This window comes from Slackia heliotrinireducens DSM 20476, from assembly GCF_000023885.1.
Classification (GTDB): Bacteria; Actinomycetota; Coriobacteriia; order Coriobacteriales; family Eggerthellaceae; genus Slackia; species Slackia heliotrinireducens.
The window spans coordinates 1,617,364-1,630,055 of sequence record NC_013165.1 but is presented as its reverse complement, the minus strand read 5'-3'; the positions used below and the strand labels follow the sequence as shown (position 1 = coordinate 1,630,055).

Genomic DNA, 12,692 nt, shown 5'->3' with positions numbered 1-12,692 from the left:
TAGGATTGCAGGGGCCGCGCAGGTCCCTGTATTTGACGGGCGCGTAGAGTTTTATCGCGCCCGTTTTGTGTGGCAATGGCAATGCGGATTCGCATGGTATCATTGCTGCTCGTGCGTTAGGAACCGTGCGGCTGAGTGTCGCATACACGATAAAGGATTGAACATGCGAGACAAACTTTCGAAGATTGTTGCAGGCTACAAGGAGCTGGAGCAGAAGCTCGGCGATCCTGCGGTGCTTGCAGACCAAAAGGAATATACGCGTCTGTCCAAGGAGTACTCCAAACAGGGTCCGCTGGTTGAAAAGGCCCGCGAGTACCTGCAGGCATGCGAAGACATCGACGACGCGAAGTCCATGTTGGGTGATGCCGACATGCGCGAGTTCGCCCAGGAGACCATCGCCGAGTGCGAGGCGAAGCTTCCCGGGTTGGAGGAAGACATCAAGTTCATGCTGATTCCCGAGGACCCCGCCGATGAGAAGGACATCATCGTCGAGATCCGCGGCGCAGCCGGCGGCGACGAGGCCGCCATCTTCGCAGGCGACCTGTACAAGATGTACGCCCGATTCTGCGAGAGCCAGCGTTGGAAGATCGAGACCATGGACGTGTCCGCCTCCGAAGCCGGTGGATACAAAGAGATCCAGTTCAAGGTGAAGGGCGATCACGTCTATTCGCTCATGAAGTTTGAATCTGGCGTGCATCGCGTGCAGCGCGTTCCCAAGACCGAGAGCCAGGGGCGCATCCACACCTCCACGGCCACGGTGGCTGTTCTGCCTGAAGCCGATGAAATCGACGTCGAGATCAACGAGAACGACCTGCGTATCGACGTGTACCGCGCCGGCGGCCCTGGCGGACAGTGCGTTAACACCACCGACTCCGCCGTGCGTATCACGCACCTTCCTTCTGGCTTGGTAGTGCAGTCTCAGGACCAGAAGTCTCAGCTGCAGAACAAGATTGCCGCCATGGCCGTTCTGCGTTCGCGTCTGTATGAGAAGATGCTGGCCGAACAGCAGGCTGCCGAAGGCGCTGAGCGCCTGGCCCAGATCGGTTCCGGCGACCGCGCCGAGAAGATCCGCACCTACAACGCTCCGCAGGACCGCGTGACCGACCATCGCATCGGCTACAACGGAACCTACAACGGCGTCCTTTTAGGCGACGGTTTGGGAGACCTGATCACGGCCTTGCAGGCCGCCGACCGCGCCCGCAAGCTGGAGCAGGCCGTCTAACCTGCGAAATCGCTAGAGTGGGACAAAGGGGGCAGTCCCCTTTGTCCCATTTTGTGTCAGTAGGGACGTTTCCTATTGACACAAAAATGTGTCAATAGGGACAGGTCTTGTAGATCGGAAGGCAGTGCACTCCAGACGGATGTGTCCCTACTGACACGAAAATGTGTCAGTAAGAAACGTCCCTACTGACACATCCACGGGGGAGCTGGAGGAATCATGCCTGAAGTGTGGACAGTGAAGAATACGCTGGATTGGTGCCAGGAGTATCTGCAGCGCCACGGCGACGAGAACCCGCGTCTGTCGGCGCAGTGGCTCATGTCCCACGCAACGGGTCTTTCCCGCGTCGAGATCTACACCAATTACGAACGGCCGCTTTCCACCGAGGAGCGCGACGTCCTGCGCGACGCGCTGCGCCGCCGTGGATCCGGGGAGCCGCTGCAGTACATCCAGGGCAGTGCGCCTTTCCGGTTCATCGAGGTGAAGGTGCGCCCGGGCGTGCTTATACCCCGGCCTGAAACGGAAGTCCTGGTGGATGAGGCCATGCGTGAGCTGAAAAGCATCATGCCCGATGCGTTTACCCATCGCACCGCCCGCGACTCGATGTCCGTAGACGGGGAAGAACCCGTTCCTGCCGAGGCGTTCAAGATTCCGACCTTCAACGTGGTGGACGCCTGCACGGGGTCTGGCTGCATCGCCTGCGCAATCGCATCCGAGCACGCCAACGCGCAAGTTGTAGCGACGGACGTTTCCGAAACCGCAGTCGAGCTTGCCCGGGAGAACGCGGCCGATCTGGGCTTGGGGGACCGTATCGAGGTGCGTCTGTGCGATTTGCTTGCCGATGCGGAAGACTCCTGGGCCGACCTGATCGTTTCGAACCCGCCCTACGTTCCTACCGCAGTGGTCGATTCCGAGATTCCGGCCGAGGTTGCCGATTTCGAGCCGCGGCTGGCGCTGGACGGGGGAGAGGACGGACTGGACATCTACCGACGCCTGCTGGCCGACGGCAAGCGCGTCCTGAAAGCTGACGGAATACTTGCATGCGAGTTGCACGAGACCTGCTTGGAGGAAGCAGCACGGCTTGCCGAAGAGGCACACTACACCCAGGTGCGAATAGCGAAAGACCTGGCCGGGCGTCCGCGCATCATCGTGGCTCACGCATAGGAAGCGCATGCAGGCGACCTGCTCGAAGGCGTGTACCTGGGCCTTCTGGACTCGGTTTCGACACGCCGGCTGAACTCACCTCAATGGCTTCACAAGCGCGTCAAAGATAACCCCTGGTCAGAAGCTTGCGATGTGTCAGGTGGAATTCGGAGGTTCTGACAAGTCGTACACTACTTGATTATTTTGGCGCGAAAGGGCCATTTCGGGAAAAGTTGTGGACCGGTGGACCGGTGGGGCATGTGTTCGCAAAAAGATTCACCCCCTTGGAGCAGCTTGTTGCGGGAGCATTTCGGCAACGCTGGAAAATTTCGTAGGATTGTGTGCAGCAGGCTACTCTTTCGGTATGGGTATTCTGCTTGTGATAGAATCAAACTCCCTATGTATAGGCTCTAACAAAAGGATAAAACGCAACATGCCTATCGGAGACTTTCTCGGTAACCTGCTCGGAGGCTTTGGTGGCGCTACTTCTAGCGACCTCGCCATCGACCTGGGCACCGCTAATACTTTGGTGGCCGTCACCGGCCAGGGCGTCGTCTTGAACGAGCCCAGCGTCGTCGCCATCGAGCGCAGCACCCATCGTGTGCTGGCTGTTGGCCATGAGGCGAAACAGATGATCAACCACACGCCTGACGCGTTTTCGGCGGAACATCCGCTGCGCGACGGCGTGATTGCAGACTACGATGTGACCGAGGCTATGCTGTCGGCCTTCATCAACAAGGCCATCGACCGCCGCTATCCGTGGCAGGCCAAGCCCCGCATCGTCATCTGCATCCCCTGCGGCGCAACTTCCGTCGAGAAGCGCGCCGTGTTCGAGGCGGCCATCCAGTCCGGCGCCCGTCAGGCCTATCTGATCGAAGAGCCCATGGCTGCAGCTATGGGTGCCGATCTGCCCGTTACCGAGCCTACGGGCTCGATGGTGGTGGACATCGGCGGCGGCACCACGGAAGTGGCCGTCATCTCGCTTGGAGGCATCGTGACCAGCTCCAGCCTACGTCTGGCCGGCAACAAGATGGACGAAGCCATCGCCATGCACCTGCGTGACCTGCTGGGCATCAAGGTCGGCGAGCGCACCGCTGAAATCATCAAGATTAAAATCGGTTCCATCCTTCCGTTCGAAGACGGCCGCGAGAAGGACATGATCATCTCCGGCCAGGACGTGGTCACCGAGCAGCCTCGCGAGGTCACCATCCAGTCCGAAGACGTGCGCACGGCTCTGCAGCCGCCAATTGAAGAGATGGTCGTGCACATCAAGGAAACGTTCAAGAAAACCAACCCCGACCTGGCGTCGGACATCATTTCCAACGGCATCCTCCTGACGGGTGGCGGCGGCCTGCTTTCCGGTTTGGACCGCTTCCTCACCAACCGTCTTGAAATCCCCGTATGGACGTCCGACACGGCGTTGACGAACGTGGCTATGGGCTGTTTGAAGGTGCTGGAGACTCCCTCCGCACTCAAGCAGACGCTGCTGCGTTCCAAATAAACTGAAGGAACCGCATGCCATACGGCAACTCGAACCAACACATGAGCGGATCTTCCAAGGGCAACATTCTTATGGTTGCCCTTTTGGCATTATCTCTGGTGGTCGCCAGCGTGTATGCCCGGGAGTCCGACGAAGGCATCCTGCATAACGTACAAGACGTGTTCGCGGTGGCGTCCACCCCCTTCGCGTACATGAACGGCGCTATTGGCTCGGCCGAACAGGCGGCGGGCGAAAGCATCGCCGACGCGCGTGCAGATGCCTCATCCCTGACGGAGCTTCAGCAGGAGAACGCCGAGCTGCGCGCTGCGTTGGCGGAAGCCGAAGAGTACCGTCTCGAGGCCGAGCGCCTGCAGGGGCTGCTGGAGCTACAAGACATGTATTCCTTCAACCTGGTCACCGGGCGCATTATCGGCGCGGTGCCGAACGCCTGGGACAGGGTCATTACGGTCAACGTGGGCACGAAGCAGGGTCTCGAAGCGGGCATGCCCGTCATCGGCCCGGGCGGGCTTATCGGGCAGGTTATCGACGTCACGCCTGTGACCTGCGAAATCCGTTTGCTCGACGACCCGGCCAGCGGCGTTTCCGTCATGTTGCAGTCCAGCCGCGGAACCGGCGTCGTCAGCGGTTCGCTCGAGGGGCTTCTCTATCTGGAAAACGTCGACCCCTCCGTCAACGTTGAAGTGGGCGATGTGGTCATGACCAGCGGCATGGGTGGAACCTACTATGCGGGTTTGCCTGTGGGAACGGTGCTGAATGTCGACGCGTCTTCGGGCACATCGGACCGCACCATCATCGTAGCGCCCTTTGCAAGCACGGGGTCGCTTGAAGAAGTGAGCATCATACTGTCGATGGCGGAAGTCGGAGAGACTGACCTTGAGGCCGAAGGCTCCGACGAAGTCGTAGCAGATGGGGAAGGGGCGTAAGCGATCATGGCCGATACATTCAAGATCATCATCGGCGCTCTCATCTCGATCGTGCTACAGATCGTGGTGTCGCCCAACATATCCATTTTCGGGGCACAGCCAAACATCATCATGGTGTACGTGGTTGTGGTCTCCATGCTGCGCAGCGATAACCGCTCCGTCTGGTTAGCGTTCATCATGGGTCTGGCGTATGACCTGTTCTGCAACGGGCATCTGGGCCTTACTGCCGCGTTGCTGCTGATCGCATCCTTCGTTTCGAGCAAAGCCTTCGAGGCGTTCAACAACGACACGCTGCTCATCCCCATGGTCGTGTCCATCCTGACGGCCATGTTCGTGGAGATTGTCATGGCGATGGCTTACACGGCCCTGAGCTCCGATGTGTCGTTGCTTGACGCGCTTATCCAAAGGTCCGTGCCTTGCGCCCTGTTCGATTCGGCTATGGTGCTCATCGTGCTGCCCATCTGCATGCGCGTGTTCGGCTCGACCACGACCATCCATCCGACTCCGCAGTCGACCAACCTCCGCTTGGGGTAGCCCATGCTGATTGCTGCGCTTATAGCCCTTGCCATTGCCATAGTCATTGTCGTGACGGTGCTCGTCGTGCGCAGCATGCGCGGGCGCGGTTCCGTTTCCGTACGCGACGACGTGTCTTCCATCGGGTCGGCGACCCCCTTGGACATGGGCGGCGGCTCGAGCACCAAGACCAACAACGCCTCGGGCACGAGCACGGGGCATTCGCCGTATGACCGCATCAGGCCGCGGTTCATGGCCATGTACGTGCTTATCGCAGCCATTTTCGGGTCGTTGGGCACCAAGCTGTGGAGCATGCAGGTCTTGAACTCGGAGAAGTATCTTTCCGACTCCCAGGACAACCTGCTCACCACCATCAAGACCCCTGCATCACGCGGGCGAATCTTCGATACTGAAGGGATCGAACTGGTCAGAAACCAGATCAACGCGACCATCCTCGCCGATGCCGACGTGGCGTCCCAACACGACGTCATCGTCCGCTTGTCGGCGCTGCTCGGCCTTCCGTACAACGTGATTCGCCAGCGCATCCAGGACTCCACAAACGGAGCCCAGGCCCAGCGCGTGGTCACGTCGTCTCCGCGCGAACGCGACGTTGCCTACATCGCCGAACACCCCGACGCCTTCAACGGCATCTCCATCGAGGACCGTCCGCACCGTGTGTATCCGTACGAGGCGCTGGCCTGCCAGCTGCTGGGATACGCGGGCACCGTGTCGCAGGAAGAGCTGGACAACGCCCCGGAAGGCTCCGACTACCAGAGCGGTGACGAGGTGGGCAAGTCCGGCATAGAGGCCACATATGAAAGCCTGCTTTCGGGAACACATGGCGAAAGGGTCGTGGTGGCCGACGTGGACGGCACGGTCCATGAGGTGAAAAGCGAGACCAGGCCCACCCAGGGCAACGACGTGTACCTCACCATCTCTGCGCGGGTTCAGGCTGTGGCCGAGCAGGCCATGGCGAAGCTGATCGCACCCTACGGCACCATCGGTGACGGCATCGGCACGGCCGGTGCGGTCGTGGGCATGGACCTGAGCAACGGCGATGTGGTGTGCCTTGCCAACTTCCCCAACTTCAATCCTGCCAACTTCATCGGCGGCATCTCGCAGGATGACTGGGACCGCTACAACGACGACGACGGTTATCGCCCGCTCATGAACCGCGCCATAGCTGGCACCTACCCCGCTGCTTCCACATTCAAGTCGTTTACGGGTGCTGCCGCCATCCACTACGGCTTCGTGACCGAAGGGTCCGGATGGAACTGCACGGGCGAGTGGACGGGCTTCGGCGACGACTACGCCCAGAAGTGCTGGGACACCGACGGCCACGGATACCTGAATTTCCGCGAAGGCATCGTGTATTCCTGCGACGTGGTGTTCTACGACATTGCGGCCCAGTTCTACTACGCTCGGAACGAAATCGGCGACGCAGCCATGCAGGAATATGTGAAACTGTTCGGATTCAGCCAGGCCACCGGCATTCCGCTGTCGGGCGAAGCCACCGGTGTCGTTCCTACTCCGGAATGGAAGAAGGAGTACTACTCCAACCAGCCCGAAGAGGCCCAGTGGGTTCCTGGCGATATGACCAACACGGCCATTGGACAGGGCAACGTGCTCATCACGCCCATCCAGCTTGCCGTCGCTTACGGCGGCATTGCCACAGGCAAACTTTTCACGCCGAACCTGCTCAAAGAGGTCCGCAACTCTGAAGGCGAAATCGTCCTTGAAGGCGAACGCTCTTCCCGTGACCTGGATACGAGCCTCATCGACGACAAAGTCATGGACACCATCCGCGACGCGCTTCGGGGCGTGGCGTTGGAGGACGGCGACATACCCAAGATGATTGAGGAATACGGCTATCAGGCTGCGTGCAAGACCGGCTCCGGCGAGGCCGGCAACGGCCGGGACGCATATTCCTGGTTCGCCGTATACGCGCCTTACGACAACCCGAAGTATGTGGTTACCTGCGTCATCGAGGACGGCGGCTTCGGCGTGGATGCAGGCGTGCCTGTGGCTTTGGAGGTCATGGACGCCTGCCTGAAGTTCGGCGACGGAGAACTGACCGACGACGTGCCGGTGATTCCCGAAGTGACCTCGTGGCATGCATACGTTCCGACGAACAGCGGCGAGCGTGGTGAGTAACATGGCCGATTTCAACCAGATTTCATTCCTGCGCACGCCTGTGGACAGCCCGTCTGGTGCCCAGACGCAGAAGCACGCCAATCCAAGCGGCTCCAAGAAGACCGGTACGGTGCCAGTACCGTTGCTTCTTATTGTCACGGCGCTTGTGGGCTACGGCCTGGTGGTGGTCTATGCGGCTGTGGCCAGCAACTCGGACTACTCCTTCTCGCATCAGCTGGTCGGCATCGCCATGGGCATCGTGGTCATGCTCATCGTGCGCATGTTCGACTATCGGATGCTTGCGGGCTACACCATCATGCTGTTGATCGTGAACGTGGTCCTTATCATGTCGCCCCACCTGCCTGTCATCGGCGTGACCAGCCACGGCGCCACCAGTTGGATCAATGTGGGCATGCAGCTGCAGCCAGGCGAGTTCGCCAAGGTCACGGTCATCCTGCTGGATGCAAGCCTGATGGCCCGCTACGGTGCCAACCTGGACGACCCCAGGGAATACATGAAGGTGTTGGGCATCATGGCCATACCGTTTTTGTGCATCATGACCCAGCCCGACCTGGGCACGGGCCTGGTATACCTGTTCATCGACGCTGTGGCGCTGGTCATCGGCGGAGCGAAAACGCGGTACCTGCTCATCACCTTGGCCGTTTGCGTTATGCTGGTCGCCGTGATGTTCGGCATCGACGAGCTCATCAAAAACTCCACCGGCGAATACAAGCTGCTCAAGCAGTACCAACGCAACCGCCTGCTGGTGTTCTTGGACCCCGAGGCCGACACTTCGGGCAGCGGTTACAACCTGCAGCAGGCCATGATCGCCATCGGCTCCGGCGGTCTATTCGGCAAGGGCTACATGAACGCGACGCAGTCGAGCCTGGGTTTCGTGCCTGAGTCGGCCACCGACTTCATCTTCTGCGTGCTGGCCGAGCAGTTCGGGTTCTTCGGTTCCCTGCTCCTTCTGGCGCTGTATCTGGCCCTTATCTTCATATGTATAAGCATTGCACGCAATGCCGGCGATTTGCATGGTACTATCATCGTAATGTGCGTTGTCGGCATGTGGCTGTTCCAGATCCTTGAGAACATCGGGATGGACATCGGCCTTATGCCGATTACAGGCATCCCGCTTCCGTTCATGAGCTACGGCACATCGTTCATGATGGTGAACTTCATCTTGCTCGGCGTCGTATGGTCGGTCTACGCCCATAAGGGCAGCAAGCAGGACGTGTAAGGCAACAACGCGCCGCGGCGCTTGGGATTTCGTGAGGTGTTCGTATGAAACTGCCGGTTGATGTTTCGGCATTGATTCGGGAAACCGCCGATGTCGAGGCGGCACGTTCTGTGCCGTTGAGCGTTTCGGTGCTGCTGGACGATGCCGCGCCCGACGACTTGATTGCCTTCGTGCGGTCCCGTTTCGCCAGTGCATCGCCGCAGGCCCGCGTGTCCGTGAACTACTTCCGCGACGGGCGTGCCATGTACGATCCGAGAAGCGATATGGCGGTCATCGCCGCAGGCCCCACCTTCCAAGTGGGCCAGATCGCCGAGGACCTGCGCTTCGCGGGCATTCCCACCTTGATCGTAACCACCATGCCCGAAACCGTGAAGGGCATCGCTGAGGAGAACGATACCGACATTCCCCAGGGCGACCTGATCGCTCCGGTCATCAATGACGGCGACATCCTGATGCTGCCGGAAACCATGACCGTGTCCAGCAAGGACGGCGTCGATGCGACGGTGGGGGATTACGACCCGATGAAGGAGCATTCCTTCGAACCGTACATCTTGGACAAGACCTTGGAGAAGGAACTTGCTTACCGTATGGGCGAATGGGTGGTTGCAGCCTTCCCGCAGAAGAAACTCGCCTTCGCCCAGGCCTTCGATTTCGTGCGCAAACCGCTTTCGCGTGAAGCCATCAACGCGACGGCTTTGCAAAACGCCGGCGTCGGCTTCGTCGTGTTCATCCCCGGCGCCGACATGCCCATCATGACTGCGAACCAGGCCAAGATGGTCATCCAGATTGCCGCCGCATATGGCCAGGAGCTTACCCGCGAACGTGTGAAGGAATTGGTCGCCGTGGTGGCTGGAGGATTCGCATGCCGCGCCGCCGCACGGCAGATATGCACGGCGGTTCCAGCATTGGGCTGGGCCGTCAAGGCCGCCGTTGGCTACGGCGGAACGCAGGCCATGGGTATGGCTGCCATCGAGTACTTCGAAGGTGGCGGGTCCGTGTCCGGCTTGATGAACACGCTGGCAACCGCAAAAGACAAGGCCATGGCAACCGTCGAGTCCACCCGGGCGGGACGGGGCTTCAAGGCGGCCGTCGCGGATTTGGGGAACAAGGCCCGCAAGGCAGCCGTGGACAAGGCCGTCGATGTGGTCAGGCAGGCTCCTGACAAATCTGTCGAAGCGGTCCGCGCCGTTGCCATGTCCGTTTTGGATTCCATCGAATACGCTGCCAATCCGGAAAAGAGAGGCAACTAAGTGACAACCGATTTGTGGCCGCAGGTGGAGCGCCTGCTGCGCGAGTCAGGCCGGTCCATCGAGCGGCCTACCCGTTATTTGAATCATGAGTGGGGCTGCACCTACAAGCCCGACGCTGCATACCGCTTCTGCATGGTGTATCCCGATACTTACGAGCTGGGCCAGGCCAACCAGGCGGTACGCATCCTGTGCAACCGAGTCAACCTGGTGGAAGGCATGGCGGCTGAACGCGCCTACGTGCCTGCCGACGACATGGCGGACGCCATGCGCGCGGCGGGCATTCCGGCGTTCTCTATGGAAAGCTGTGCGCCCATCGCCGAATTCGATGCTGTGGGTATCACACTTCCTCATGAGCTGGCCGCCACCAACGTGCTGCAGCTGCTCGATCTGGCGGGAATTCCGCTTCGGACTGAAAACCGCACAGAAAACGATCCGCTCGTCATGGGCGGCGGCCCCTGTGTGCTGAACGCGGAGCCCTACGCCCCGTTTTTCGACGTGCTGATGCTCGGCGAAGGCGAGGAGGTACTGCCTGAGCTCCTGCGAATGCACCGCGACATGCTGGCCCAAGGCGTGTCCCGGGCCGATATGCTGCATGCCATGGCGAAGGTGCCGGGCGTGTACGTGCCTTCTCTTTATGATGTGGTGTCGGAAGCGGAAGCCCAGGAGCGCGGCAGCTGGATCGTCCCGAAATACGACGACATCCCAACCGTCATCGAGAAGCGGATCTGGGAGGGTTTCGCCACGTCGGATGCCTACGAGCCTCAGGTCGTACCTTACGCGGAGCTCATTCACGACCGTTTGAACATCGAGATTCTACGCGGCTGCACCCGCGGCTGTCGTTTCTGCCAGGCGGGCATGATGTACCGTCCGGTGCGCGAACGTTCGGCTGACAACATTGTCGCCGCCGCAATCCGCGGCCTTTCCGAAACGGGATACGACGAAGTGAGCCTGACCTCGCTTTCAACCACGGACCACAGCCAGATCGAGGATATCCTTCGCCGCTTGAACAGGACGTTCGAAGGCACGGGCATCTCCGTGAGCATCCCGAGCCAGCGCCTGGACTCCTTCGGCGTGGACATGGCCGAACTTGTGGCAGGCGGCAAGCGCGGTGGACTCACTTTCGCCCCTGAGGCCGGCACGCAGCGTCTTCGCGACGTCATCAACAAGAATGTTACGGAAGAGGACCTGTTCACAGCTGTAAGGGCTTCGTTTGAAGCCGGATGGCGCCGCTGCAAGCTCTATTTCATGATCGGCCTTCCTACGGAGACCGACGACGACATAAAAGGCATCGCCAGCCTGGTGCAGCGAGCGTATGACGTGGCCAAACAGGCAACGCCGGAAGGGCAGCGCGGCAACATCCGCATGAGCGCATCATGCGCCCTGTTCGTGCCGAAGGCCCAGACGCCGTTTCAGTGGGACGGCCAGATTGCGCCCGAAGAGGCAATCCGCCGCATCAACTTGCTTCGAAACTCCGTCAAGTACCGTGCAATCGACATCCATTGGCACGCGCCCGATGTCTCGCAGGTGGAAGCCATGATGAGCCGCGGCGGTAGGGAAGTAGCCGATGTCGTTGAGGCGGCTTGGCGAAAAGGCGAGCACTTCGACGCGTGGACCGAGAAGTTCTCCTTGGATGCGTGGAAGGAAGCGTGTGCCGAGTGCGGCGTTGATTTCGAAGGCACCGCGCAGCGCACCTACGACACTGATTACATTCCGCCCTGGGCGCATCTTTCCTTGGGCATACAGACACGGTATTTCCAGCGGGAACGCCAGCTTGCCGACGAAGCCAAAACCACGCCGGATTGCACCTATGAGCACTGCACGGTGTGCGGCGTGTGCATGGGCCTGGGTTCCAAGATCCAGTTGCAGGGGGTGCGCTCATGATGGAAGGCGAATTCAAGATCCGCGTGACATATGCCATGCGGGGCCGTCTTGTCATGCTGTCGCATCTCGAGGTGGCGCGCGCGTTGGAACGAGCGGTTCGCCGTGCCGATCTGCCATTTGCCGTCACGCAGGGCTTCTCGCCCCATATGAAGCTGGCTTTCGGAGCTGCGCTTCCTGTTGGCGTGGGCGGCGACCACGAGATCTTCGACGTCACCATGACGGAATACGTCGACCCAGACGAGGCGCTCAGGCGCCTGCAGGACGCGAGCCCATACGACCTGATGCCCGAATCGGTGGAATACATCACACGAGAGGTGAAGGCTGCAAGCGTCGCGTATCCGTTCGGCACCTATCGGGCCGTGTTCGACGGTCCTGTGGATGGCCTGCAAGTGCCTGATTCGATTACGGTCATCCGCAAGAAGAAGGAGAAACAGCTGCGTCCGGCGGACTTCTTGGTGGGCGCCCTCGAGAAGAACGGGAACGAGATGCTATTCACCCTGGAGGCCAAACCTTCTGGGTCGCTTCGACCGGACGTGCTGGTCAACGCCATGCTTGACGGAGCCGAAGACGGTTTGGTGAACACCGACCTCGGTGCCGCAAGGTCCGATACGCGCCTTCATGTGGTGTCGCTCATGCGCATCGCGCAGCGGGCCGAGTAGGCGACTTGTCGGGTTTTCGTGAGCAGGAAATTGGTTCTTGCGCTCAGGCTTAAGGTTGGTTACTATAAGCAAGCTGCTTCGCAAGGGGCGGAAACGGGGTGTTAGCTCAGTTGGTTAGAGCGCCGGCCTGTCACGTCGGAGGTCGCGAGTTCAAGTCTCGTACATCCCGCCACGAAACTCCTGGTCAGCCCGTTATGTGGCTGGCCTTTTTGCTTCTCCGAGGCCAGGAA

Annotated in this window: 10 protein-coding genes and 1 tRNA gene; all 11 read left to right on the top strand. The window is 60.3% G+C overall.

What is annotated here, in order from left to right; genetic code table 11:
• The first annotated feature begins 163 nt into the window (after positions 1-163).
• The 11 genes from prfA to SHEL_RS06930 all read left to right on the top strand — a co-directional run bounded on the left by prfA (position 164) and on the right by SHEL_RS06930 (position 12,634).
• Positions 164-1,222, top strand: coding sequence for a peptide chain release factor 1 (prfA, locus tag SHEL_RS06980; RefSeq protein WP_012798548.1), 1,059 nt, complete (start codon positions 164-166; stop codon positions 1,220-1,222).
• Positions 1,223-1,438: 216 nt separating this feature from the next.
• On the top strand, positions 1,439-2,383 hold the full coding sequence (prmC, locus tag SHEL_RS06975; protein ID WP_012798547.1) for a peptide chain release factor N(5)-glutamine methyltransferase: 945 nt from the start codon (positions 1,439-1,441) through the stop codon (positions 2,381-2,383).
• Positions 2,384-2,795: 412 nt separating this feature from the next.
• The gene (gene mreB, locus SHEL_RS06970) at positions 2,796-3,863 is read left to right on the top strand and encodes a rod shape-determining protein (RefSeq protein ID WP_012798546.1); all 1,068 of its coding nucleotides are present in this window, start codon (positions 2,796-2,798) and stop codon (positions 3,861-3,863) included.
• Positions 3,864-3,877: 14 nt separating this feature from the next.
• Positions 3,878-4,786: a rod shape-determining protein MreC gene (gene mreC / locus SHEL_RS06965; RefSeq protein ID WP_012798545.1), complete on the top strand. Its 909-nt coding sequence runs from the start codon at positions 3,878-3,880 to the stop codon at positions 4,784-4,786.
• A 6-nt stretch (positions 4,787-4,792) separates the two neighbouring features.
• On the top strand, positions 4,793-5,320 hold the full coding sequence (mreD, locus tag SHEL_RS06960; protein WP_012798544.1) for a rod shape-determining protein MreD: 528 nt from the start codon (positions 4,793-4,795) through the stop codon (positions 5,318-5,320).
• 3 nt (positions 5,321-5,323) lie between these two features.
• Complete coding sequence (gene mrdA, locus SHEL_RS06955) at positions 5,324-7,453, top strand: penicillin-binding protein 2 (RefSeq protein WP_012798543.1); 2,130 nt, start codon at positions 5,324-5,326, stop codon at positions 7,451-7,453.
• A gap of 1 nt (position 7,454) precedes the next feature.
• Positions 7,455-8,672, top strand: coding sequence for a rod shape-determining protein RodA (gene rodA / locus SHEL_RS06950; RefSeq protein ID WP_012798542.1), 1,218 nt, complete (start codon positions 7,455-7,457; stop codon positions 8,670-8,672).
• A gap of 44 nt (positions 8,673-8,716) precedes the next feature.
• Positions 8,717-9,922: a YcjF family protein gene (locus SHEL_RS06945; protein ID WP_012798541.1), complete on the top strand. Its 1,206-nt coding sequence runs from the start codon at positions 8,717-8,719 to the stop codon at positions 9,920-9,922.
• Complete coding sequence (locus tag SHEL_RS06940) at positions 9,923-11,803, top strand: TIGR03960 family B12-binding radical SAM protein (protein WP_012798540.1); 1,881 nt, start codon at positions 9,923-9,925, stop codon at positions 11,801-11,803.
• Complete coding sequence (locus SHEL_RS06935) at positions 11,800-12,462, top strand: TIGR03936 family radical SAM-associated protein (RefSeq protein ID WP_012798539.1); 663 nt, start codon at positions 11,800-11,802, stop codon at positions 12,460-12,462. Before SHEL_RS06940 ends, SHEL_RS06935 begins: the two co-directional genes overlap by 4 nt.
• A gap of 95 nt (positions 12,463-12,557) precedes the next feature.
• Positions 12,558-12,634, top strand: a tRNA-Asp gene (locus SHEL_RS06930).
• Positions 12,635-12,692: the final 58 nt, after the last annotated feature.